At 65.6% G+C, this 24,427-nt stretch carries 24 protein-coding genes; 10 read left to right on the top strand and 14 right to left on the bottom strand.

Annotation, left to right across the window (positions count from 1 at the left end):
- Positions 1-20 precede the first annotated feature (20 nt).
- Positions 21-767 (bottom strand): hypothetical protein, encoded by a 747-nt coding sequence (locus tag ACLBYD_RS02990; protein ID WP_064256446.1) that lies wholly within the window; start codon positions 765-767, stop codon positions 21-23.
- Between the two features lie 128 nt (positions 768-895).
- Here ACLBYD_RS02990 and ACLBYD_RS02985 point away from each other — a divergent pair, with 128 nt between their 5' ends.
- Positions 896-1,732: an alpha/beta hydrolase gene (locus tag ACLBYD_RS02985; protein ID WP_060652640.1), complete on the top strand. Its 837-nt coding sequence runs from the start codon at positions 896-898 to the stop codon at positions 1,730-1,732.
- A gap of 37 nt (positions 1,733-1,769) precedes the next feature.
- Positions 1,770-2,612 carry a 4,5-DOPA-extradiol-dioxygenase gene (ygiD, locus tag ACLBYD_RS02980; protein ID WP_447815363.1) on the top strand — a complete coding sequence of 281 codons (843 nt, stop codon included), beginning with the start codon at positions 1,770-1,772 and terminating at the stop codon, positions 2,610-2,612.
- A 4-nt stretch (positions 2,613-2,616) separates the two neighbouring features.
- Here ygiD and ACLBYD_RS02975 read toward each other — a convergent pair whose 3' ends face one another.
- The 5 genes from ACLBYD_RS02975 to catA all read right to left on the bottom strand — a co-directional run bounded on the left by ACLBYD_RS02975 (position 2,617) and on the right by catA (position 7,281).
- The gene (locus ACLBYD_RS02975) at positions 2,617-3,585 is read right to left on the bottom strand and encodes an alpha/beta hydrolase (protein ID WP_447815320.1); all 969 of its coding nucleotides are present in this window, start codon (positions 3,583-3,585) and stop codon (positions 2,617-2,619) included.
- 75 nt (positions 3,586-3,660) lie between these two features.
- Entirely contained in the window at positions 3,661-4,797 is a 1,137-nt protein-coding gene (locus ACLBYD_RS02970) for an alkaline phosphatase family protein (RefSeq protein ID WP_258260885.1), read from the bottom strand.
- A 34-nt stretch (positions 4,798-4,831) separates the two neighbouring features.
- A complete protein-coding gene (gene catC, locus ACLBYD_RS02965) occupies positions 4,832-5,113 on the bottom strand; it encodes a muconolactone Delta-isomerase (RefSeq protein ID WP_006553167.1) in 282 nt (93 codons plus the stop codon).
- Between the two features lie 37 nt (positions 5,114-5,150).
- Positions 5,151-6,278 carry a muconate/chloromuconate family cycloisomerase gene (locus ACLBYD_RS02960; protein ID WP_060652637.1) on the bottom strand — a complete coding sequence of 376 codons (1,128 nt, stop codon included), beginning with the start codon at positions 6,276-6,278 and terminating at the stop codon, positions 5,151-5,153.
- A 151-nt stretch (positions 6,279-6,429) separates the two neighbouring features.
- Positions 6,430-7,281 carry a catechol 1,2-dioxygenase gene (gene catA, locus ACLBYD_RS02955; RefSeq protein ID WP_447815318.1) on the bottom strand — a complete coding sequence of 284 codons (852 nt, stop codon included), beginning with the start codon at positions 7,279-7,281 and terminating at the stop codon, positions 6,430-6,432.
- Positions 7,282-7,472: 191 nt separating this feature from the next.
- Between catA and ACLBYD_RS02950 the strand changes: the two genes are divergently transcribed.
- Positions 7,473-8,270, top strand: a complete 798-nt coding sequence (locus ACLBYD_RS02950) for an IclR family transcriptional regulator domain-containing protein (protein WP_447815317.1) — start codon at positions 7,473-7,475, stop codon at positions 8,268-8,270.
- Positions 8,271-8,280: 10 nt separating this feature from the next.
- Here ACLBYD_RS02950 and ACLBYD_RS02945 read toward each other — a convergent pair whose 3' ends face one another.
- Positions 8,281-9,201, bottom strand: coding sequence for an AraC family transcriptional regulator (locus tag ACLBYD_RS02945; RefSeq protein ID WP_447815362.1), 921 nt, complete (start codon positions 9,199-9,201; stop codon positions 8,281-8,283).
- Positions 9,202-9,455: 254 nt separating this feature from the next.
- On the opposite strand from ACLBYD_RS02945, the gene ACLBYD_RS02940 reads away from it, so the two are divergent.
- From ACLBYD_RS02940 to ACLBYD_RS02930, 3 genes are all read left to right on the top strand, one after another.
- A complete protein-coding gene (locus ACLBYD_RS02940; protein ID WP_019288825.1) occupies positions 9,456-10,022 on the top strand; it encodes a flavin reductase family protein in 567 nt (188 codons plus the stop codon).
- A gap of 34 nt (positions 10,023-10,056) precedes the next feature.
- On the top strand, positions 10,057-11,670 hold the full coding sequence (locus ACLBYD_RS02935; protein ID WP_413767535.1) for a 4-hydroxyphenylacetate 3-hydroxylase family protein: 1,614 nt from the start codon (positions 10,057-10,059) through the stop codon (positions 11,668-11,670).
- 90 nt (positions 11,671-11,760) lie between these two features.
- Positions 11,761-12,255: a hypothetical protein gene (locus tag ACLBYD_RS02930; RefSeq protein WP_447815316.1), complete on the top strand. Its 495-nt coding sequence runs from the start codon at positions 11,761-11,763 to the stop codon at positions 12,253-12,255.
- Between the two features lie 67 nt (positions 12,256-12,322).
- Here the strand turns inward: ACLBYD_RS02930 and ACLBYD_RS02925 are convergent, their stop codons facing one another.
- Positions 12,323-13,246 (bottom strand): AraC family transcriptional regulator, encoded by a 924-nt coding sequence (locus ACLBYD_RS02925; protein WP_447815315.1) that lies wholly within the window; start codon positions 13,244-13,246, stop codon positions 12,323-12,325.
- A 165-nt stretch (positions 13,247-13,411) separates the two neighbouring features.
- Between ACLBYD_RS02925 and ACLBYD_RS02920 the strand changes: the two genes are divergently transcribed.
- On the top strand, positions 13,412-14,623 hold the full coding sequence (locus ACLBYD_RS02920; RefSeq protein WP_085469912.1) for a cytochrome P450: 1,212 nt from the start codon (positions 13,412-13,414) through the stop codon (positions 14,621-14,623).
- Positions 14,624-14,625: 2 nt separating this feature from the next.
- A complete protein-coding gene (locus ACLBYD_RS02915) occupies positions 14,626-15,618 on the top strand; it encodes a 2Fe-2S iron-sulfur cluster-binding protein (protein WP_447815314.1) in 993 nt (330 codons plus the stop codon).
- Positions 15,619-15,756: 138 nt separating this feature from the next.
- On the opposite strand, the gene ACLBYD_RS02910 is transcribed toward ACLBYD_RS02915, so the two are convergent.
- The gene (locus ACLBYD_RS02910; RefSeq protein WP_447815313.1) at positions 15,757-17,367 is read right to left on the bottom strand and encodes a flavin-containing monooxygenase; all 1,611 of its coding nucleotides are present in this window, start codon (positions 17,365-17,367) and stop codon (positions 15,757-15,759) included.
- Positions 17,364-18,338, bottom strand: coding sequence for an alpha/beta hydrolase (locus ACLBYD_RS02905; RefSeq protein WP_094979873.1), 975 nt, complete (start codon positions 18,336-18,338; stop codon positions 17,364-17,366). The genes ACLBYD_RS02910 and ACLBYD_RS02905 overlap by 4 nt, the downstream gene beginning before the upstream one ends.
- A 231-nt stretch (positions 18,339-18,569) precedes the next feature.
- Here ACLBYD_RS02905 and ACLBYD_RS02900 point away from each other — a divergent pair, with 231 nt between their 5' ends.
- Positions 18,570-19,490: an SMP-30/gluconolactonase/LRE family protein gene (locus tag ACLBYD_RS02900; RefSeq protein WP_447815312.1), complete on the top strand. Its 921-nt coding sequence runs from the start codon at positions 18,570-18,572 to the stop codon at positions 19,488-19,490.
- An 84-nt stretch (positions 19,491-19,574) separates the two neighbouring features.
- Here the strand turns inward: ACLBYD_RS02900 and ACLBYD_RS02895 are convergent, their stop codons facing one another.
- From ACLBYD_RS02895 to ACLBYD_RS02880, 4 genes are all read right to left on the bottom strand, one after another.
- Positions 19,575-20,012, bottom strand: a complete 438-nt coding sequence (locus tag ACLBYD_RS02895; protein ID WP_094980989.1) for a nuclear transport factor 2 family protein — start codon at positions 20,010-20,012, stop codon at positions 19,575-19,577.
- A gap of 37 nt (positions 20,013-20,049) precedes the next feature.
- Positions 20,050-21,504, bottom strand: a complete 1,455-nt coding sequence (locus ACLBYD_RS02890; RefSeq protein WP_231413487.1) for an aldehyde dehydrogenase — start codon at positions 21,502-21,504, stop codon at positions 20,050-20,052.
- A gap of 55 nt (positions 21,505-21,559) precedes the next feature.
- Positions 21,560-22,750, bottom strand: a complete 1,191-nt coding sequence (locus ACLBYD_RS02885) for an NAD(P)/FAD-dependent oxidoreductase (RefSeq protein WP_094979870.1) — start codon at positions 22,748-22,750, stop codon at positions 21,560-21,562.
- 69 nt (positions 22,751-22,819) lie between these two features.
- Positions 22,820-24,064 carry a cytochrome P450 gene (locus tag ACLBYD_RS02880; protein WP_026060933.1) on the bottom strand — a complete coding sequence of 415 codons (1,245 nt, stop codon included), beginning with the start codon at positions 24,062-24,064 and terminating at the stop codon, positions 22,820-22,822.
- A 152-nt stretch (positions 24,065-24,216) separates the two neighbouring features.
- Here ACLBYD_RS02880 and ACLBYD_RS02875 point away from each other — a divergent pair, with 152 nt between their 5' ends.
- Positions 24,217-24,414: a ferredoxin gene (locus ACLBYD_RS02875; RefSeq protein WP_016691150.1), complete on the top strand. Its 198-nt coding sequence runs from the start codon at positions 24,217-24,219 to the stop codon at positions 24,412-24,414.
- Positions 24,415-24,427: the final 13 nt, after the last annotated feature.

The following is a 24,427-nucleotide window of genomic DNA, read 5'->3' as shown; positions in this document are numbered from 1 at the left end:
TACCGAGCGCCCGACCACCGTCAATCGAATTTCGATCCTCGGTCACGGCATGCGTCCGTCTCGGCGGCGAACCGTTCCTCGTAGGCCGCGGCGAGTTCTCCGAGCGTCGCGGCGCACTCACCTTCGTAGGCAGGGGCGTGCATGGGTGCGAGGGTGCTCGGTTGCAGACTCGCGAGTGCGCGGATGGTCGGACCGAGTGCGGGGGTCAGACAGGTCGCACGCCCCAGGTCCTCCGCCTCCAGAGCGGGCCCGACGATCTCGCTCGTCGTGCGTGCCGGATACCTGCCGAAGGCCGTGAACAGGTCGCCGCACAACAGGGTCGACGTCGTCTCCTCGAACATCACGCCCGCGTCCCACCCGTGCGGAACGTGCGGGGTGTCGATGTGCCGCACCCGACGGCGCCCGGTGTCCAGGACGTCCCCGTCCTGCAACGGATGCGGTGGACGGTCCGCAAGATCGGCGACCTGGACGAAACAGCCCATCGCGCCGTGCGCGACTTCGGCAGCCGGCGCCACCTCGAGCCAAGAATTCATCGAGCCGCACTCGTCGGCCTCGACGTGTCCGAAGGTGATCCACCGCAACCGATCCAGCGGTATCAACCGCGCCACCGCGTCCGACACCGACGGGAACAGCGCGCGATAACCGGTGTGGAACAGCAGTGGTTCGTCACCGTCCACGAGGAACTGGTTCATCGTCAGGTTCGCCGCGTCGAGAAATGTGGACACGCGGTAGACATCCGGAGCGATCTCGGTGATCTCGGTTTCCATCACAGCTCTCCTCGGTCGCACCCCCTTCTTCCGAGCGTGCTCCCGTCTCCGGCCGGACACAAGCCTCCGACCCGGTACTCGTGCGAGGATGCGAGGAACAGCTGTCGACGAGGCCGCAGGAGGCGCTCATGGAGCACACCGAATCGTCGTTCACCGGCGTCGGCGCGATCCCGATCGTGTACGACGTGTGGTCGCCGGAGGCCCCTACCGGCGTGCTGATCCTCAGCCACGGGCTGGGTGAGCACGCACGTCGCTACGACCACGTCGTCGCGCGGCTCACCGATCTCGGCCTCGTCGTGTACTCCCCCGACCACCGCGGTCACGGTCGGTCGGGCGGCAAGCGTGTGCGCGCCCAGGAGATGCGCGAGTTCACCGACGACCTGGACAGCCTGATCGATCTGGCGACCCATGCGCATCCCGGCCTGCCGGTCTTCATGCTCGGTCACTCGATGGGCGGTGCGATCGCTCTGGCCTACGCGCTCGATCATCAGGACCGGCTCGACGCGCTCGTGTTGTCGGGGCCGGCGGTGATCGTCACGTCGGGCACGCCGAAACCGGTCGTGGAGATCGGCAAGCTGATCGGGCGTTTCCTGCCGGGTGTGCCGGTGCAGAAGCTCGACAGCAAGGCGGTCTCGCGCGATCCTGCAGTGGTCGCGGCGTACGACGCCGATCCGCTCGTGCACCACGGTCTCGTGCCCGCCGGGCTTGCACGGGTGCTGGTGCTCAACGAGCAGAGCCTCGAACGTCGTCTTCCGGGCCTGACGTTGCCGTTGCTCGTCATGCACGGAACCGCCGATGCTCTCGCCGATCCGGCCGGGGCGCAGCTCATCGCCGATCGTGCGGGTTCGAAGGACCTGACACTGAAGTTGTACGACGGGCTGTACCACGAGGTGTTCAACGAGCCGGAGAAGGACCGCGTGCTCGACGACCTGACGGCCTGGTTGAAGACACGACTCGACAACTGAGGCTCGACAACCGGAAGGAGGGGTCGTGTCGTCACGCATGCCGGTCGCGTTCGTCGGCCACGGCAGTCCGCTCAACGCGCTCGAATCGAATCGGTACACGCAGGCCTGGGCGGCGTTCGGGCGATCCGTGCCGACGCCCCGCGCGATCCTGGCGATCTCCGCCCACTGGTTCATCAACGCCACCGCGGTGACCGCGATGCGGTCGCCGCGCACGATCCACGACTTCTTCGGGTTCCCGCAGGAGTTGTTCGACGTCGAGTATCCGGCGCCGGGTGCTCCGGAACTGGCGGAGGAGATCGCCGACCTCGTCCACCCGACGTGGGTGGGTGCCGACGTCGACTCGTGGGGTATCGACCACGGCACCTGGTCGGTGCTCACCCACGCCTTCCCGGAGGCGGATGTCCCGGTGGTGCAGCTCAGCCTCAACGCCTACAAGCCGCTCGACTATCACGTCGAACTCGGAGCCCGTCTCGCCGGACTCCGCGATCGCGGGGTGTTGATCGTCGCGAGCGGCAACGTCGTCCACAACCTCGGCGCGATGGATCCGCGACGCCCGGGCGCGGGGTTCGACTGGGCGCACCGATTCGACGAGGACGCCTTCGCCGTTCTGTGCGACCGTCCCGGTGACGCCGCGGCGCTGGGTGAGCACCCCGATTACCGCCACGCGGTGCCGACCCCCGATCATTTCCTGCCGTTGCTGTACGTCGCGGGTCTGGCCGCCGAGTCCGGGGAGCAACCGGAGACCCTCGTCGACGGTGTCGAATACGGATCGCTGTCGATGACGTCCTACGCCGTCGGCGGGAACTGTCCGCCGCGCGACGGGGACGGCCACGGCGCCGGACTGCCCGAGAGCCCGGAGCCGCCCGACACCAACCTGTGAGCGCTCAGGCGGCGTCGTCCACTGCGACGATCGCGCGTCGCGCGAACCGGGTGCTGAGCCCGATCAGTTCCATGGCTTCGGGGATCGCGCGGGCCAGGACCGGCCACGCGTGGATCTGCCCGCGCCACAGATGTGTCTCCACGGTGCGTCCCGCCGACGCGAGTCGTTCGGTCATGATCTCCACGTCCGGCCTGGTCAGCTCGTATTCGGCGGCGCACATGAACATGGGAGGGAACAGCGCCGGATCGGCGTCGACGGGGTTCGTCTCGCCCTCGATCGCCTCTTCCCCGGCGAACCAGCGCGGACTGATCTTCCCGAGTGCCTTGATGGGCAGGTAGGCGTCCCTCGCCATGTACTTCGGGTCGTGCTTGTCGAGGTCGAGGTTGAGCAGCGGCGAGTACCCGATCACCGCGGCCGGTCGCTGGATGCCGCGACGCGCGGCGAGTTCGGCGACCTTCGCCGCGAGATAACCGCCGGCCGAGTCGCCGCCGACGACGATGCGCGTGGGATCATCGGCCACCTCGAGCAGAGCGGTGTACGCGTTCATCGCGTCCTGCACCGAACCTGCGATCGGCACCGCGGGCACCTGCCGGTAGTCCATCGAGTACACCGGGGCACCGGAATCGAGCGCGAGCTGCACGCACAGCTGACGGTGGGTGGACGGGCCGCAGAAGATGAAGCCGCCGCCGTGGAAGTAGAGGATGGTGGCGTCGTCGAGCGGATCGTCGACCGGCTTCGGGGAGATGATCCGCTCACCGGGCACTCCGCCGAGTTCGGTCTGCGTGATGTGCACGGCGCGCGGCGTGGGCGTGATCCTGTGGACCACCCACGACAGCCGGCCGAGCACGGCGATGCCGAAGTCGTTGCTCGGCCAGAGACTCAGAATCGGCTTGAAGAGGATCCGGACCACCCACAGGAGGATCAGCGCGACCCTACTGCTGCGGTCGTGCCAGGTCACCGCATCGGTACGCATGTGCACACACTATGTGACCGATACGTTTCGGGCATCGAGAGTTCCGACACCCGGCGGCCCCGGACCTCGAACGCGTCACCCGATCCGCAGCAGCGGCACGAGCAGTTCCTCGTCGGTCAACGCCCCGTGCTGCCCGGGAAGGTTCGACATGACCTGCTCACCGTCGCTGCGGATCACCGTCGATTCGCCGCGTCCGACGGCCACGATGTCGCCGATCCGTTTGGTCAGCGCCGGATCGGGATCGGATCCGAACAGGCACGCCGCGAACGCGTCGTCGCGGGTGCCGACCCACGCGTGATCGCCGAGTTCGTTGCGCCAGCGTTCGAGGACCCGGTCGACGTGGTCGGTGTAGATGTGGCGGCACCGCGGTTCCCCGGCGATGACGGTGACGTCCTCACCGAGACCCGGGGTGTGGTCGAAGTCGATGCGGCGACCCCGCGAGGCGTCGACCATGCCGTGATCGGCGGTGACGAGCAGGCGGGTGCCGGTCGGCAGCGCGTCGGCGAGTTGCTCGACGAAACGATCGACCACCGTGAGCTGCGCGAGCCACGCCGCGGACTCCGGTCCGTAGACGTGTCCGAGGGTGTCGACCTCGCCGATGTAGCAGTAGACGAGGCTGCGGTCGCCGGCGCTCACCGCGGCGACGACCTGGGCGAGCAGATCGCCGTAGGCGGAGACCCCGACGAAGTTGCCGCCGCGCAGCACGGCCCGGGTGAGGCCGCTGCCCTCGAAGGCCTTCGGCACGACGGTGGTGACGGTCAGGCCCGCCTCGCGGCCGCGTTCGAACACCGTCGGGTGGGGCTGCACGGTCTCGGGTACAAGATCGTCGCGCTGGTCGATCGCGGTTCCGGCGAGGGTCCAGCGGAGCCAGTTGACCGGGGCCTCGATCTCGTCGACGTACGACTGGTAACCGGTGATGCCGTGGAGGCCGGACGGCAGCCCCGTCCCGAGGGAGGCGAGGCTGACGGCGGTGGTCGTCGGGAAGCCGGCACGCATCGGGCTCCCCGGCGCCTGCGTCAGGTACGGAGCTGCTTTCGCGTTGCGCTGCAGCAGTTCCCATCCCATCCCGTCGACGAGTAGGACGACGGTGTGATCGACGGGGGTGAGATCGAGTCGGTTGGTCTCACCGGCGACCCCCGCGGACGAGAGCACCGACGGCATCAGGTCGGCGAGGGTCGGCTCGGCGTAGACGTCGCGCAGCGGCAGGCTCATAACCCGAGTATGAGCCACTCGCCTGCGCCGAGGGTCACTTGATGTCGGAGCCGTGCTTCGTCAGCGGCATGACCTCGATGTTCATGTAGGGGAACAGCGGCAGGTTCCACAGGATCTCGTGCAATTCGTCGGCCGACTCGACGTCGAAGATCGAGATGTTGCTGTACTGGCCGACGATCCGCCAGATCTCCCGCCACTTGCCCTGGCGCTGGAGATCCTGGCTGTAGGCCTTCTCCTTCGCGACGGTCTCGGCGCGCACGTCGGGGTCGAGATCGCGGGGGATGTCGACGTCCATCCGAACATGGAACAGTGCCATGATGTTTCTCCTTCTTCTGTTCTGACGAGAGCGCGAATCAGGAACGCGCGTACTTCTTCACGACGTCCATGTCGAGTTCGACGCCGAGTCCCGGCCCCTCGGGCAGGTGCACCTGGCCCTCGGAGTAGTCGAGCGGCTTCTGCAGCAGTTCGACGGCGAACAACTGCGGACCGAACAGTTCGGTGCCGTAGTCGATCCCCGGTTCGGCGCAGGCGAAGTGGACGGACGCGGCGGTCCCGATGGGACCTTCGATGGAGGTCGCGCCGTGGCACCGCAGGCCGGCCGCCTTCGCGACGGCGACGACCTGCTTGCTGCGCTGCAGTCCGCCGCACTTGGTGGTCTTGAGCGCGACGACGTCGGCGGCGCCGAGCTTGGCCACCTCGTACGCGTCGTGCGGGGTCTGCACGGACTCGTCGGCCATCACCGGCGCCGAGACGCGTCGGTTGATCTCGGCGAGCACGTCGAGTTGATCTGCGGGAGTGGGCTGTTCGATGAGTTCGACTCCACCGTCGACGAGCTGCGGGACGTGGCGCAGCGCGGTGAAGCGGTCCCAGCGGGCGTTGACGTCGATGCTGAATCCGACCTCGCCGCCGAACGCCTCGACGATCTTGACGACACGATCGGTGTCGACTGCCGGGTCGAGCGCACCCATCTTGAGCTTGAAGGAGTAGTTCAGGCGCTGTTCACGCTTGTGGGTGACCTCCTCGACGATCTCTTCGAGCGGCGCGGCGCCGAGCGCCCACCGCACGTCGACGCCGGTCCGGAAGGCACCGCCGAGCAGCGACGCGACCGGCACACCCAGCGCGCGTCCCCACGCGTCGTGCATCGCGACGTCGACGGCGGCCTTCGCGAATCGCGCGTTGGCGACGATGCGCTCGATATCGACCATGACGCCACTGATCTCGTCGACTCCGCGTCCGATGATGTAGGGCCCGATGTAGCGATCGACGATCTGCTGCATCGTCTCGACCGATTCGCCGCCCCACCACGGCCCGCCCGGCACGACGCCTTCACCGTAACCGGTGACGCCGCCCTCGGTGGTCACCGCGACGAGCAGGATCGGCTGCGCTTCGGCGGTGGTGGTGGCGAACTTGTGGGGTCGGATCAGCGGTACGTCGATGATCGTCGTGGTGACGGAGGCGATCTTCAGATCGGGGTCGGACATCGGAATTGCTCACAATCGGATCGGGGTGTGACGGGGAATACGTCGACCCTGCATTCAGCACGAATGCCGGTACCCCAGTGGGGCACCGGCATTCGTTACGCAGAACCGACTCGCGCGCGGGGGCCGGATCGGGCGGTTTCCGCGGTGCGGATCACGCTTCGGGGTCGAGTACGAAGTTGTAGGTCACCTCGTCGATGCCGTCGGCGTTGGGCTGCGGATCCAGGATGAGCTCGGGCTTGACGGCCGTGGCGACGTCGTCCTCGACCCACTCGCCGCCCTTGAAGTACAGCTGGGTGGTGATGGCGCGCTTGCCGGGAGCCTTCACCATGAGGTGCAGGTGGGCCGGACGCCAGGGGTGTCCGCCGTAGGAGCTGATGAACCAGCCGGTCGGTCCGTCGGCCGGGATCTTGTAGGGAGCCGGCTTGAGCGTGGTGATCTCGAAGTTGCCGTTCTCGTCGACCTCGACGGTGCCGCGCAGGTTCCACTCGGGGATGCCGGGGGCGAACTGCGAGTAGAAGCCCTCTTCGTCGGCGTGCCACAGCTCGACGGTGGCGCCGTGCAGGCCGTTGCCCTCGAGGTCGGTGACCTGGCCCTTGAAGACCAGCGGCGGCGCGACCTTGTCCTTCTCGCGCATCGGCATCGTGCACTTGGCCGGGAGCTTGGGGCTGTTCGGGACGTAGTAGGGGCCTTCGATGGAGCCCTTGGTGCCGGTGAAGCCCTTGCGGTTGTAGTGCACCTTCTCGATCTCGTGCTCGAGGAAGACGTCCAGCCACAGCGGCCACTCGCCGTATTCACCCACGTCGATGAGCCACTGCTTGAGCACCCGGTACTCGTCGTAGGTCACCTGGTGCTTGTCGACGATACCGGCGAGAGCTCCCAGCAGGTCCTTGTAGATCGCCGACGCGCGCTCGACCGAGGTGTCGGACGTGACCCGCTCGGACTTGAACTTGTCGGTCGCAGCGTTGCCGGACCCGTGGGCGGTGGGGTTCTCCATGGTGGTCATGGCTCTCCTCGTGAAGGACTGAACTATCGGAAAGTGTGGGGCCGGTGCGACACGGGGCTGCGGTGATCACCGGTCAGTACGCTGTGCGTACTTGTGTATCGCAGTGCGTACATCACATACTGTGCGTGGTGTCACACAGCTTGTCAACACCGGATCGGGCAGTATCAACAAGTACGCAGGTAGGAGGCAGGATGCCGAGCATCGACCTAGGTAATGGTCCTAGTAACGATCGGGACTTCATCCAGAGCATCGAACGTGGTTTCGCGGTATTGCACGCCTTCGACGACAAGGACCCGAACCCCAGTCTGGCCGAGCTCGCCGCCAAGACCGACCTGTCGCGACCCGCCGTCCGCCGGATCCTGCTGACCCTGCAGAAACTCGGCTACGTCACCTCGCACGGCACGAGATGGTCGCTCACTCCGCGCGTGCTCAGTATCGGCCGGCACTACACCGAATCCCACACTCTCGTGGACTCGGCGTTGCCGAAACTCGTCGAGATCGCCGAGCACGCCAACGAATCCGCATCCCTCGGCGTACTCGACGGCACCGAGGTCGTCTACGCCGCACGCGTCCCGGTCCGCCGGATCATGAGCATCAACGTCTCCGTCGGCACCCGCGTCCCCGCCTACGCGACGTCGATGGGTCGGGCGCTGCTGGCCTGGTCACCACGCGAAATCGTCGATCGCGTGCTCGAGGAAACCGAGTTCGTACGATTCACGAGCGCGACGATCGACAACCCCGACGACCTGCGTGCCGAACTGGCCCACGTGCGCAACCGCGGCTACGCGATCACCTCCGCCGAGCTCGAGGAAGGGCTCATCACGATCGCCGCTCCCGTCTTCGACCCCTCCGGCTATGCCGTGGGAGTGCTCGCGTGCTCGACGTCGACCGGTCGGCACACCCTCGACTCGTTCCGTGATCTCGCTGCGAAAAGGGTCGTGAACTGCGCCGAAAGGCTCAGCAGCGAGCTCGGCTACCGCCACAACTGACGGCCCTCGATCACCCACGCAGCGTGACCGACGGTGCCACCCCGTACTTGCGCTTGTAGGCCGCCGCGAACCGGCCGGTATGGGTGATACCCCACTTCAGAGCCACATCGGTGACCGACAGCTCCGCCGCATCGCCCACCGCGAGTTCCTCGTGGATGCGCTCGAGACGCAGGTCGAGCAGGTAGTCGCGCGGGCACACCCCGAGATATTCGCGGAAGCCCTCCTGCAGACGCCGCACACTGACACCGGCCACCTCGGCCATCTCCGCTGTGGTCCACGCCGAGGCGGGATCCTCGTGCAACCGGTCGAGGACACGCTTGATGATGCGCGGACGCGCACCGCCGGTCGGATCCGCGTCCTCCGGCATGACCGCGAGGATGAACGAGGTGGTCAGAGCGCCCGACAACTGCTCCGCGACAAGCGGATTCCGCCAGAGCGATTCGTCCGCTTTGAGCTGTTCCACGACCGAGCGCAACAGCGTCATCCAGCTCTGCCCCGCCTGCGTCGTCAGATCCACCCGATTCGGGAGCTGCAGGTCGGGACGGGCGAGGATGCGCGACATCTCGCGCTGCAGATAGTCGCGTTCGAGCTTGATCCCGACGATCTCACAGTCGTTCGTCCACTTCTGTTCCGGAGCTGCGGTGTCGGGACGGAAGACGGCGGCGTGCCCGACCTCCGACACCAACCCGTTGCCGGCGGCGATCCGACCGGCGATCGGAATGTTCACCGCGTACGCCCCGGGATGTTCGCTGCGGATCGACACCGCCGCTCCCCAGCCGATGCGCGTGAGACGGATCGGCCCGAGCGGCAGCGTGCGGAGCCGGAGCGAGGGCGCGACGTCGTCGAGCGGCGTCAGTTCGTGCTCGAAATAGGCATTCGAGACAACCTCTTCCACCTCTTCCCAATCGACCGGCCCCGGAGTCGGCTCCATTGCCATCGGCCCCTCACCTTCGTTTCCAGCTCGTCGTCGGCGCTCCGACCTGCGCATCCGTGTGGTTCGAGCGCGTGCGATCCAGTGTGATGCGGAACACGGCCCCAGGCAAACAGGGCCCTTCGGCCCACTCACCGCGCTAGGTGGATAGTGACCGCGCTCACTGGATCGCACAAGTTCCACGACGTCCATATGGTCTGTGTCACATCGAATGGAAGTCCACCACAACCCGCACCGGACAGGAGGACGCAGACATGGATCAGCGCACACTCCGTAACATCTTCGGACAGTTCGCCAGCGGCGTCACCGTCATCACCTGCGCGAACAGCGACGGAGAGCCCCACGGCGCGACCGTCACCGCCTTCACCGCCGTCTCGCTCGAGCCCCGCCTGTGCCAGGTCACCCTGACCCGCACCTCCAAGGCCTGCCGGTTCCTGTCCGACGCGCCGTTCGCGGTCAACATCCTCGCCGCAAACCAGCTCGACACCGCACTGCACTTCGCAGGACGCCCCCAGTCGCCCGAGCCGGTCTGGGAGCAGGGCCCCACCGCCCCGATCCTCGCCGGCACCGCCGCGACACTGTCGTGCACGCCCTGGCGCGAATACGACGGCGGCGACCACATCATCTACATCGGCGAGATCGTCGACGCCACCTTCGACGAGACGGTCGACCCGCTCCTGTTCTACCGCAGCACTTTCCATGATCTCGGCGCCCCGAGCACGTCCACCGCGTGGAACGGCTCGCTCGACGATCCGCACAGCGGATGGTTCGACTCCCAGACCCGCTTCGTGCCGTTCCACCTCGCCGCAGCCCACGCCTGAACATCTTCCACTCCCCCGGACAAGGAGAAATCCCATGACCACCACCGAACCCCGGCCCTCGGAAACCCTCGATCGTTCCAAGGTGAACGTCGCCGCGGACTCCCCGGCCAACCAGCAGAAGAACTTCGCCTCCCGCCCCATGACCGGCGACGAGTACATCGCCTCCATCGACGACGGTCGCGAGATCTACCTGCACGGTGAGCGCGTCAAGGACTTCACCAACCATCCGGCCTTCCGCAACTCGATCCGGATGACGGCGCGCCTCTACGACGCCCTCCACACCGGTGAGCACGTCAATACCCTCACTACCCCCACCGACACGGGCAACGGCGGCGTAACCATGCCGTTCTTCCGCACCCCGAAGTCCGCCGACGACCTGCGGGCCGACCGCGACGCCATCGCCACCTGGGCACGGCTGACCTACGGCTGGATGGGCCGCAGCCCCGACTACAAGGCGTCCTTCCTCGGCACGCTCGGCGCGAACGACGAGTTCTACTCGCCCTTCCAGGACAACGCGAAGCGCTGGTACCGCGAGTCGCAGGAGAAGGTCCTGTACTGGAACCACGCGATCATCAATCCGCCGGTCGACCGTCAGCTACCGCCGGACCAGGTCGGCGACGTGTTCATGAAGGTCGAGAAGGAGACCGACGCCGGCCTCATCGTCTCCGGCGCCAAGGTCGTCGCGACCGGCTCGGCCATCACGAACTACAACTTCATCGCTCACTACGGTCTGCCGATCAAGAAGAAGGAATTCGCGCTGATCTGCACGGTGCCGATGGACGCACCCGGCATCAAGCTCATCTCGCGCGCCTCCTACTCTCAGAACGCGAACATCGTCGGCTCCCCGTTCGACTACCCGATCTCCTCACGGATGGACGAGAACGACGCGATCTTCATCTTCGACAAGGTGCTCGTGCCCTGGGAGAACGTCTTCATGTACGGGGACGTCGAGAAGATCAACAACTTCCTCGGCGGCTCCGGCTTCCTCCAGCGCTTCACGCTGCAGGGCTGCACGCGACTCGCGGTCAAGCTCGACTTCATCGCCGGTCTCCTCATGAAGGCTCTCGACGCCACCGGCGCCGGCGGATTCCGCGGCGTGCAGACCCGTGTCGGTGAGGTCATCGGCTGGCGCAACCTGTTCTGGTCGCTCACCGACTCCATGGTGAACAACCCGGAGCCGTGGATCGACGGCACCGTCATCCCCAAGCTCGAATACGGCCTCACCTACCGCATGTTCGCGATGCAGGGCTACCCGCGCATCAAGGAGATCATCGAGCAGGACGTCGCCTCGGGCCTGATCTACCTGCCCTCCTCCGCCGCCGACTTCAAGAACCCGGACGTGCGTCCTTACCTCGACAAGTATGTCCGCGGCTCCGACGGCATCCAGGCGGTCGACCGCGTGAAGGTCATGAAGGCACTGTGGGATTCGATCGGCTCCGAGTTCGGTGGCCGCCACGAACTGTACGAACGGAACTATGCCGGCAACCACGAGAACGTCAAGGCCGAGCTGCTGTTCGCCGCCGAGAGCCGCGGTGACGTCGCCTCCATGAAGGGCTTCGCGGAGCAGTTCATGAGCGAGTACGACCTCGACGGCTGGACCGTGCCCGACATGATCGGCAACTCCGACGTCAGCGCGTTCTACAAGTAACCGACTCCCGCGCGCGGGCGGATGATCTCCGTTCTCCTGCCCGTCCGCGCGCGGCCCCCAACATCCACCCACCGCGAAGGAGCGTCCGAGATGACCACGACCGCTTCGACCTCCGTGTCCCATCCCCCTGCACCGGAATTCGACGCGGTGGTCCTCGGACGCTCCTTCGCCTCCCAGCGGGTCTCGGCCCGGTTGCGCGACGAACTACGGCTGGCGGTCCACGAGATCGGCACCGCGAGCGCCGTCCGCTACGACGACATCGACCATCGGTGGGAGATCCTCATCGGCGGCACCGTCGTCGGCCGAGCGAAGTTCGTCGTCGACGGGCACGGCGGCCTCACACTGCAGGGCCGAGACGGCGCCGCGCTCGAGCGCGATGCCCTGACGGTGCACGGCTTCCCGAATCTGTTCCGCCCCATCGTCGGTACGCGCACGGACTCCGTCGGGTACACGGTGTCCTGCATCGAGTACATGCGCAGCAACGGTCTGGACTACGTCGAGCGGCGGCTGCGGACGCCGGTCGCGGACGACGACTTCCCCGAGTTGTCGTTCGATCGGCCCACACCGATCCTCTGGTTCGGCTGAGCAGTTCGGGGAGGACCCACGNCCATGAGGTCGTCACCCGCTCGCGTGCATCTGTATCCGCATGCGCTCAACCCCTCAGGATCTCCGTGGGGGTGACGCCGTACCGCTTCCGGAAGGCGGCGGCGAAACGCCCCGGATGGCCGAAACCCCACCTAAAAGCTACATCTGCCACCGTGATTCCCCCCGCAGCGAGATCCGCGTGGGCGCGATCGAGCCGGATGTCGCGCAGACACGCGGACGGACTGCTGCCCACGTACTCGGAGAACGCCTCCTGCAACCTGCGCACACTGGTTCCGGCGATCTCCGCCATGTCGGCTGCCGTCCAGACACGACCCGGATCCTCCTGCAGAGCGTTCAACACCCGCCGGACCATGCCCGGGCGGGGTGCCGGTGACATTTCGTCGGCCGGCGCGACCGCCAGGACGAAGGCCGTGGTGACCGCACCGCCGAGCTGGGCCGACACGAGAGGATTCGTGAGCACCCGGGTCGGCCCGGCGAGCTGCTCGCTCAGCGATGCCACGAGACGGTGCCATTCCTGCGCCGACCCCCGCAGATCGAGGCGGTCGGGAAGTTCGAGGCGCGACCGCAACGGACCACCGAGAATGCGGTCCGCTTCGCGTTCGAGATGATCTCGATCGAATTTGATTCCGAGGACCGAACATTCGGCGTCCCACCGTGTGATGAGCGACGGGGTGTCCGCGCGGAAGACCGTCGCCGAGCCGGGTTCGGAGACGACGGTGCCCGAGCGCCCCTGCGATTCGAGCCGCCCGCTCAGCGGTATGTTCACCTCGTAGGCGCCCGGATAATCGCATTCGATCGCGACGTCCGCTCCCCAGCTCATCCGACCGATCGTGACACCTCCGAGATCGGCCGAGACCAATTCGAGCTCAGGACGATCCACCTTTCCGAGGTCCGTCAACCGGTGCGGGAAGTACACGTCCGCCACGACGCGCGAGGCGTCGTCCCAGTCCTCGATCTCGGGCACACTCACGCCTTCGAGACTAACCGCTGCCGAGACCTGGATCACATAGTCGCGTGATTCGTCCAGGGACCGCGCAATGTGCATCGACCGTCCCGTCGGCCGACTCGTATGGTCCTGGCCACGTCAACAACGGCCCGGCCGTCGCCGGACGGCTCCCGACCCGGAGGTACACCGATGACCAGCACTCTTTCGTGGCTCGACGAGATCACCATGGAAGAACTCGAGCGCAATCCGTACCCGGTCTACGAGCGCTTGCGCGCCGAAGCTCCGATCGCCTTCGTGCCCGTCCTCGGCGCCTACGTGGCGTCCACGACCGAAGCGTGCCGTGCGGTCGCGGCCGGCGACGACTTCGACGGCATCATCACCCCCGCCGGTGGCCGCACCTTCGGTCATCCCGCGATCATCGGCGTCAACGGCGACATCCACCGCGACCTGCGGTCGATGGTCGAACCCGCCCTCCAGCCCGCCGAGGTGGACCGCTGGATCGAGGATCTCGTCCGTCCGATCGCACGACGCTACGTCGAGGCGTTCGAAGCCGACGGCAAAGCCGATCTCGTAGCCCAGTTCTGCGAGCCGGTGAGTGTGCGGTCGCTCGGAGATCTCCTCGGACTGAAGGACGTCAGTTCGGACAAACTGCGCGAATGGTTCCACAAACTGTCGGATTCGTTCACCAACGCAGCGATGGACGAGGACGGAAACTTTCTGAACCAGGAACGTTTCGACGAGGGCGACCGCGCCAAGGAGGAGATCCGTTCCGTCGTCGACCCGCTGATCGACCACTGGATCGAGCATCCCGACGACAGCGCCATCTCGCACTGGCTGCACGACGGGATGCCCGAAGGGCAGACGCGGGACCGCGACTACATCTACCCGACGCTGTACGTCTTCCTCCTCGGCGCCATGCAGGAACCGGGACACGCCATGAGTTCCACCCTGGCAGGCCTGTTCACCCGCCCCGAACAGTTCGAAGCCGTGGTGGACGAACCGGGACTCATCCCCCGCGCGATCGCCGAAGGGATGCGCTGGACCTCCCCGATCTGGTCCGGCACCGCACGTATCGCCAAGCGCGACACCGTCGTATCGGGAATCGAGATCAGCGAAGGGTCGGTGGTCATGCTGTCCTACGGGTCGGCGAACCACGACATCGACGTGTTCGACGCCCCCAGCCGCTACGACCTGACCCGCCCGCCACTCCCCCACCTCGCCTTCGGTGCCGGCAAGCATGCCTGCGCGGGAATCTACTTCGCGAACAACGTGAGCCGCATCGGTCTCGAAGAACTGCTCGAGACCATCCCCAATCTCGAGCGGGACACCTCCGAGGACGTCGAATTCTGGGGTTGGGGTTTCCGCGGCCCGAAGACCCTGCACGCGCGGTGGGAGATCTGACCATGCCGTACACACTGACCACGGGCACCGGCGTCGTTCCCTGCGAACCCGGCCGGACGGTGCTGGAAGCGTTCCTGCGCAACGGCAACTGGATGCCCAACTCCTGCAACCAGGGAACCTGCGGCACCTGCAAGATCAAGGTCCTCGACGGCGAACTCGATCGTCGGAACTCGCCGGAGGAGACGCTCACCGCCGACGAACTCGCGGCCGGATTCGTCCTCGCATGCCAGGCCACCCCGCGCGGCGACGTCGTCTTCGAGACCTCCACAACGGAGGAATCCGCCGGCACGCATGTGCTGCGCGACGTCGTCGCCACGGTCTCCGAGGTGCGCGACATCGCTGCCGACACGCGCAAGGTGTTGCTCACCGCCGACGAACCGCTCGAGTTCTCGGCCGGGCAGTACGTGGAGGTGACGGTTCCCGGGACCGAGGTCCGACGGCAGTACTCGCTCGCGAATCCGCCCTCCGAGGCCAAGCAGCTCGAACTGCACATCCGCCGGCAACCCGGTGGAGTCGCGAGCGAATGGGTCTTCGAGCGCATCGACGTGGGTGAACGAGTGGCCGTCACCGGTCCGTACGGCGACTTCACCTTCGACCTGGAGGGCACCGGCCCGATCGTCCTGCTCGGCGGTGGGACGGGCCTCGCCCCGCTCGAGGCCATCGTCCGGCAGGCGCTCTCCCTCGTCCCCGACCGGCAGATCCTGCTCTACCACGGGGTCCGTACCTGCGCGGACCTGTACGACGTCGACTTCCTCCGCGAATTGGAGACCCGCCATCCCGGCTTCCGCTACATCACCTGCGTGAGCAGGGAGAGCGGCGGAGACCGCGACGGTTACGTCACCGACGCTTTCCTCGAGGACGTCGCGTCCGCGAAGGAGTTCACCGGTTACATCTGCGGATCGGAGGCGTTCGTCGAGGCATCGGTGAAGGCGTTCAAACGTCGCCGCATGTCGCCGCGGCGCATCCACCGCGAACGGTTCACGCCGGCCGGCTGAGTGCTGTCTCCTCGCACCGTCCGAGCGTCCCGGTCTCCACACCGTGATGCATGTACTGCATCGGAAGGCGGCTGCATACATCCGGGATGTGTGCGGCCGCCTTCCGGATACACAAGGTCCGCAGATCACCGTGATCCGCTACTTGATGGCGAACCCCCGGTAACCGTGTGCCGCGACGTCGTCACAGATCTCCCGATAGGTGTTGAGACCACCGACGTACGACATGATCACCTGCGGCTTCCCGGGTACGTTCGCACCGGTGTACCACGAGTTCCCTTCCGGATACAGGGTCTGAGCGGCCAACTCGTTGTTGAGCTGCGTCCAGTCGTGAGTGCTCGGCTCCAGCGCTTCGAACCGCCGCGCGCCGCGCTCCTCGAGATGGGTGATGCACTCGCCCACCCATTCGACGTGCTGCTCGATCGCGCACACCACGTTCGTGAGCACATTCGGGCTACCGGGACCGGTGAGCATGAACATGTTGGGGAAACCGTCCACAGCGATCCCCAGATAGGTCACCGGGCCGTCCTGCCACTTCTCGTTCAGCGTCTGTCCACCGACACCCCGGATGTCCATCTTCAGCAATGGGCCGGTGATCGCGTCGAAGCCGGTGGCGAGTACGACGGCATCGAGCTCGTGCTCTGTCCCCCCGGCGCGGATTCCCTTCTCGGTGAACTCTTCCAGGGGTGCTTCGCGCAGATTCACCAGATCCACATTGTCGCGGTTGTAGGTCTGGAAGTAGTTCGTGTCCAGCGTTATCCGCTTGGCTCCGAGCGGGTACGTGCGTGGGGACAATTGTTCCGCCAGCTCGGGATCCTGCACAGCCGCTCGGATCTTGCTACGGAAGAACTCCGCGATCGTCTCGTTCGCTTCCCGGTTGCTGAACAGATCCGGGTAGGCCTGGATCAGGTCGATCGCGCGATGCCGTTTCCAGCGCTCCTCGTAGACCGCCCATCTCTCCTCATGGGTGTGATCGAGGGCGCTGACTTCCAGGGTGTCGGTGAACTGTCCCGACGGCGTGGTCTTGGAAATCGCCTTGAAGGTCTCGATGTTCTCCTTGAACTCCTGTCGTTCCGCATCGGTGAGCGGCCGATTGCCGCAGTCGAGGCTGAATGCGGGTGTCCGTTGGAACACGGTGAGTTTCGCGGCTTGCTCGGCGACGAGAGGAATGACCTGGACCCCCGAGGATCCGGTGCCGATGACCCCGACCTTCTTCCCTGTGAAGTCGACGCCACCCTCCGGCCAGTCCGCGGTGTGGTAGGTGGCTCCGCCGAACTTCTCGAGGCCGGGGAAATCGGGGGTCTGCGAGGTGGACAGGCAGCCCACCGCGGTGACGAAGTACTTGGTGACCACGGTGTCGCCGGCATCGGTGGTGACGGTCCACCGGTCGGTGTGGTCGTCGTAGGACGCCGATTCGACTCGTGTGCGGAAGCGGAAGTGCTTCTCGACGTCGAGTTCATCGGCGACGAACTCGAGGTAACGCAGGATCTCCGGTTGTGACGGGTACCGTTCGGACCAGTCCCACTTCTCGATCAACTGCGGCGAGAAGGTGTAGGCGTATTCCATGCTGATGCAATCGCATCGGGCACCCGGGTAACGGTTCCAGAACCAGGTTCCCCCGACACCGTCCGCCGCTTCGAAGGCGGCGACGGACAACCCCATCTCGGTCAGGCGGTGGACCATGTAGATTCCGGAGAATCCGGCACCGACGACGACTGCATCGAACTCCGTGGAATTCCCGACCCGGCTCATGCGCGCGCCTCCTCACCGGAAGGGGCATCGGCGATCGGCTTGCCGTCGAGCAGATCGTTCACCACATCGACGACATAGTCCATGCCGTCCTTCGCTCCCGGCAACACGTTGACGAACTGGAAGAATCCGTGCATCTGGCCGTCGAAGACCCTCTCTCGCACGGCAACGCCGGACTCGGCGAGTTTGCGGGCATAGGCGCGCCCTTCGTCGTGCAGCACATCGTGTTCCGCTACGAGTACGGCTGCCGGGGCCACCCCGGCCAAGGACTGCGCCTTGAGCGGGGCGGCATCCCAGCGTGCACGATCGGCCGCGTCGGGAACGTACAGGTCCCAGAACCATTTCATCGACGTGGCGGTGAGCATGAGCTCGTTGGCGGGGTCGCGGTAACTGGTGTTGTCGAAGTTGTCGTCCGTGACGGGGTATACGAGCACCTGTAGGTCGATTTTCGGTCCGCCTTCACGCACGGTCCGCTGGGCGAGCACGGCGGAGAGGTTGCCGCCCGCACTGTCGCCGGCGACGACGAGCGGGCCGTCCGCTGCCGCGTAGTTGCCACGGTTCTCGGCTGCCCACTCCAGCACCGCCCACGAATCCTCTGCAGCGGCGGGGAACTCGTGTTCGGGAGCGAGTCGGTAGTCGACGATCGCCACGGCACAATCGGTGCGCTCGGCGAGCTGGCGACCGAGTGTGTCGTAACCGTCGAGACTGCCCACCACCCAACCACCGCCGTGCAGGTACACGATGAAGCCGCGAGCGGCATCGGATGGCACCAGCACCCGCACCGGGACCTCGTAGCCGTTCGTCGACGGCACGGTGACGTTCTCGACACGCGCCATCTCGGGTCCCTCACCAACGAGTTCGATGAACCCGTCGCTCATCTCACGGGCTTCCTGGGGTGTCATCTCGTGAAGTGCGGGTCCTCCTGCCTCTGCCATCTGGGCGAGGAAGGCGGTCGTTGCGGAATCCAGTGCCATGGGTACTCCTTCGACGGAAGCTGTGGCGTATTCGGAACGTGTGGCGCGTAGGGAACGAACAGCAGAAGGTCGACGAAACGGTCGTCGGCAGTGATCCAGGTCACCTTAACCATAATTATGATTAGTGGCAATGGGGCGCATAGGTCTACCCTCGATGCGAATTCATGAATATGATTGGCTTGATTGATCGGCTCACAAGAGGAGCTTCAGCACCACAAGGAAGGCATCGATATGACCACCGGAAACCACGACGCCACACTGCAGAGCCCGATCGACACCATCGTGTCGGACCGTGCCTTCCTCGAATGCCCGCGATGGCACGACGACCGCATCTGGGTTTCGGATCTGTATCGCCACGAGGTGATTTCGATCGGGTCCGACGGAGACGTGAGGATCGAAGCGACACTCCCCGCCGACGAACCGTCCGGACTCGGCTGGCTTCCCGACGGCCGATTGCTCATCACGGCGATGGAATCCGGCCGGATCATGCGACGCGAACGGGACGGTGAGATCGTCGTACACGCGGATCTGTCCTCTGTCGCGACGGGCAAACTCAACGACATGGTCGTCGCTGCCGACGGTACCGCCTACGTGGGAAGCTTCGGATTCGAGTTCAAGCGCGACACCCCCATCCGGCCTGCGAACCTCGTCCGTGTCGCACCCGACGGGACCTTCACCGTGGAGGCGGACGATCTACTCTTCCCGAACGGCATGGTGATCACTCCCGACAACACGCTCGTGGTTGCGGAATCCATGGGGAACCGCCTGACCGCCTTCGACATCGGATCCGATGGCTCGTTGTCGAATCAGCGCACGTGGGCCGGCTTCGGCCCGGAACTGCCACGCGACTCCGTCAAGGCCGCCATGAGCGCTGCTGCCGTCGCACCCGACGGCATCGGTCTCGACAGCAGCGGTGCGGTCTGGGTAGCGGACGCCCTCAACCGTCGTGTCGTCCGAGTCGTCGAGGGCGGCCGGATCATCGACGAGGTCCACTTCCCCACCGGTGTCTTCGCATGCATGCTCGGCGGCCCCGACGGCGACACGCTGTACGCCTGCGCCGCACCCAATTCCTCGGAAGCGGCACGACGCCATACCCGTGATGCGAGCCTGCTCGCCACGCGCGTCGACGCCACCCACGGTGGGCGGCCCTGACGTCGGCTCCTGCACACCGAACACCGACGAGAGGGTGTCCTCCGCGNGATCGAGTCGCGGAGGACACCCTCTCCGTTGCGGGCATCAGTACGGCTGGTATTCGACCTCTCCCGCGGGAAGATCGATCATCCGATCGACCGAGATACCCTTCCTGTCGATGAGGAGGGTTCCTTCACGCTCGATGTAGACATCCGCATACCGGCCGTAGATCCGTTGGTTCGAACCCGGAGCACACACCGTCGCCTCGAAGTACGCATCGACGTGCACACGTCCATCCTCACCCTGTACGACACGCACGTTCGAGATCGCGTGACGCGAGAACTCCACCGGAGAGTCGATGAACGCGCGGTACACCCCGATGAACTCCTCGGCGCCGACGTCCGACTTCCCGTTCTGCTCGATCACCACATCGTCGGTGATCAACTCTCGGAGGCCGGTCAGATCACCGGTATCCACGGCCGCAGCGTAGTCGTACAGCAGTCTCTCGGCCCGATGACCGACTTCGACGGAAACCGACTGCATCACAAGGCTCCTTCCCGTGTTTCGAATGACGTCGGAATCAGAATTCCTGGATCAGTTTGGTCTCGAAGAATGCGTCGAACCCCTCGACGCCGCCTTCCCGGCCGAGTCCGGACTGCTTGTAACCGCCGAAGGGCTGGACCACGCACATGGCGTAACCATTGACCGAGATCTGACCCGTCCGCACCCGGCGTGCGACGCTGTCGGCCAAGGCGCGATCCTTCGCATACACCGCACCGGACAATCCGTAGTCGGAATCGTTGGCGATCGCGATCGCCTCGTCGATCGAATCGAACGGGATCACGACCAGGACCGGACCGAAGATCTCTTCCTGGGCGATGCGCATGTCGTTGCGAACGTCGGCGAACAATGTCGGCTCGACGTACCAACCGCGATCGAGGTGAGCAGGCTTGCCCCCGCCGACGACGAGCCGAGCACCCTCCTGCTTGCCGACCTCGATGTAGTCGAGCACCCGCTTCTGCTGCCGTTGCGCTGCCAGAGGCCCGATGAACGTGTCGGGGTCCCGCGGGTCGCCGACCTTGACGCTCTTCATGACCTCCTCGATCGCCGCAACCACTTCGTCCTGGCGCTCACGGGGCACGAGCACTCGGGTCAGAGCCGCACAGACCTGACCCGAATGACCGATACCTCCGAAGACCATGCCCGGCAGGAACGAGTCGAGTTCGATGTCGTCGGCGATGATCGCAGCCGACTTGCCACCGAGTTCCAGGGTTACGCGCTTGATCTTCTCGGCAGCCCTGGTCATGACCGTTCGACCGGCGACGGTACTCCCCGTGAAACTGATCTTGTCGACGTCGGGATGACCGACGAGATAGTCACCGACCTCCCGTCCCGCAGGCAATACGCTGATGACCCCTTCGGGGAGGCCGGCAGCCTCGAGGGCGTCGGCGAGCATCATCGTCGTCACCGGCCCTTCGGGAGCCGGCTTGAGGACCACGGTGCACCCCGCCGCGAGAGCCGGTGAGATCTTCAACGATGCCGTTGCCACAGGCCCGTTCCACGGAACGACCACGGCGACGACACCGATCGGTTCGCGCACGACCTTGCCGCGACCATCCTTCCATGTGCGATCCTCCTCGAAGACGAAGCGCTCGTGGAAGGTTGCCGCATCGTCCCACATGTCGACCGCGTTCTGATGGAAGAGTGTGGAGATGGCCGCCGGGCCACCCAACTCCAGCGTGAAGGCTTCGGCCATGGCGGGAATCCGCTTCTTCACCTCGTCCCCGACTCGCACGAGGATCTCGGCACGTTCGGCCGGGGTCATCCTGGGCCACGGCCCCTCGTCGAATGCCTTTCGCGCTGCTGCGACAGCCCGGTCCACGTCGGCCTCACGCGCCTCCGGGACCGACGCGATCACTTCTTCGGTGATGGGCGAGACGACGTCGATGACGGCATCGCTCGACGGCTCCACCCAGGAGCCCCCGATGAACAGTTTGTCGTAGCTCTTCAACCGGATCGGAGTTGCTGTGGTCATGTTCGTTCCTCACTCGGCCGTGCGCGGGCGCGGCTGTTCGATGATTGACGAGGTGTTACGAGGAATGCAGAGGCATCGTGTGCACAGGGGCGTCCAGATCACCGATCACATCGGGGTCCACGACGGCACCCCGATCGATCGCCATGCGCGCCTGCACCATATGACGCGGCGAGTCGATGCTCAGATGTGCGGTCAGCCTGGACGATTCGTCGATCCATGCTGCAGCCCATCTGCCGTCCCTGCCCTCCCGGAAGACGATCCGGTCGGATGGGTCGCGGTGCCCGACGAATTGGATCTTGTGCCCGAACTGGTCGCTCCAGAAGTACGGGACGGGATCGAAGACGAGTCCGCGATCCAGGCGGAGCAAGGCCGCAGCGATGGTTGCCGGCGCCGTGCGGGCATCGTCCCAGTGCTGTCCGATGATGCGGCGACGGTATCGCGGCGACCATCGTGCCGCGACGTCGCCGACCGCGAACACCGCCGGGTCGGCGGTACGAAGTCGCTCGTCGACCACCACTCCTCGATCGATATCGAGACCGGATTCGACGAGCCAGGCGACGTCCGGTCCGACACCGATGCCGGTGACGACGAGGTCGGATTCGACGAGCGAGCCGTCCGCGAGAACCGGTCCGGCCTCGGTGACTTCCGCAACCGAGACGCCGCAGCGTACGTCGACATGCTCCCACCACGACAGCATCCGGTGGGCCACCTCGGGGCCGAGCGGTTGATGCAACGGTGCCGGATCCGATTCGAGGACTGTCACCGAGCATCCGAGAACATGTGCCGTGGTGGCGATTTCGGCGTTGATCCAACCGGCTCCGACGAGCGTCAACCGAATACCGGGCCGGAGGGCGGCACGCAGCGCGTCGGCATCGGCGGCCGTGCGCAGTACGTGCTGCCGTCCGGATCCGGGAAGGATCACCGGCGCGGCTCCGGTGGCGACGACCAGAGCGTCGTAGGGATGTTCCCCCGAGTCGGTGAACACGACGCGCCGGTCGCGGTCCAGGCCCGTGGCCCGCACTCCGAGACGGAGGTCGACATCCAGGGCGTCGTAGTCGACATCGAAGGTCGTGTCGCGACGTTCGGAGAGGGCGACCTTGCTCAAAGGAGGACGGTCGTAGGGCGGCGTCCCTTCGCTGCAGAGCATTTCGATCTCACCGTCGAACCCTTCGGCGCGCAATGCTTCACATGTTCGCGACCCTGCCAGGCCACCCCCGACGATCAGAACACGTCTACCGACGAACACATCCGTCCCCTGTCTTTCGGTCGGCCGATCAGGCCGGTGTGATAGCGACCGTTCCGGTGAATCGGGGGGTCAGTAGAGCGTGTAGTCGGTCAGAACTCGGGGTCCCGGAGTGTACGTGGCGGGGATCCGCTGCCAGCCCATGTTGGTACCCTGGTGCGGATACCGTTCGAGTGCGGAGAAGTCGACCTCGTAGTCGGGCATCCTCTCGAGGATCTGGCTGATCAGGGTCTTGGACATGTACCGTCCGAGATGCGAACCTGCACAACGGTGTACGCCGATACCGAATGCCGTGTGCCGGTTGGGCCAGCGATCGATGTCGATCTCGTCGGGATTGTCGAACAACTTCTCGTCACGGTTGGCCGAGGACCACGACAACAGGACACGGTCGCCCTTGTGCATCGGGCAGCCCTGGAATTCGACGTCCTTGGTGACGGTGCGAGCGAGGGCCTGCGTCGGGGAGAAGTAGCGCAGGAACTCTTCGACGGCATGATCCATCAGGCCCGGATCGTCGATGAGCCGCTGCCGTACGGACGGATGCTCGGCAAGCCAGACCAGCGCCTGGCTCACCAGCGACGCCGTGGTACCCACCCCGCCGGCGAGAAGCAGGTCGACGATCGAGTACATCTCGAAGTCGTCGAGACGCCGGCCGTCGACTTCCTGCTGGACGAGATAGCTGATGATGTCGTCCGTGGGGTTCTCGCGGCGCGCGCGAATGGTTTCGCGCATGCGTTCTCCCAGATAAGGGAATTCGACTTCCATCGCGTGCTTGTAGTCGTCGCTACCCGGGATACCGGCGAGAGCCTGGTGGTGTGCGTGGGAATAGCGTTTCCAATCGGCGAGGTCGAGGCCCAGCCAATCCACGGTGACGATGGACGGGACGGCGATCACCGACGTGAGATCACATCGGCCGTCCTCGATGACACTGTCGATGAAGCCGGCCGTGTGCCGGTCGACGAGCGCCTTCATACGTTCGACCGCTGCCGGGGCAGTGATCGGGTTGACGATCTTGCGGTACTTGCGGAACTCCGGGGGATCGAGCTCGATCGGGATGTGGAAGTGCATCGGCGTCTTCGGAATGACGACCGAAAGTCCCTCTCCTCCATACTCGGTACGAGCGGAGGAGAACGTCTCGTCGTCACGCGCAGCTTCGAAGACCGACTCGTAGTCGGTCAGCACCCAGTAGCCTCCATGGGCTTCGGTCCATGCGACACGTTCGTTCTGACGCACCTTCCGGTACGACGCCACGGGATCCGCGGAATGTTCTTGCGAGTTGTGGTCGAAGTCGACGACAGGGCAACGGTTGCGATTTTCCATCGCGTGGACCCTCCTGCTCAGAATCAGGCATCTCCTGCTAATGGTTATAACGGATGTTATAGTAGTCTGGATCACATTGCCAGCCCATTCATCCAATCAAGGATTCAACGAGTTGGCATCCCCATGTGTCCGAATGATGAGAGGAGCAACTCATGAAGGTTGTCGTCGACGAGAACCACTGCCAGGGCCACGGGCTGTGCTTCATGACATCCCCCCAGGTCTTCGCTCTGCGTGACGAGGACGGCCATGCCTACGTCCTGCCCGGCGGCGACGATCCTGCCAACGAGCACGCCGCTCGCGAGGCCGCGGCCTCGTGCCCCGAACGGGCCATCTCGGTCGTCACCGAGTGACCCGGCAACCCTC

Source organism: Rhodococcus sp. C26F (assembly GCF_053345925.1).
Note: the sequence above shows the minus strand (reverse complement) of the source record. Positions and strands in the feature narration are given on the sequence as shown.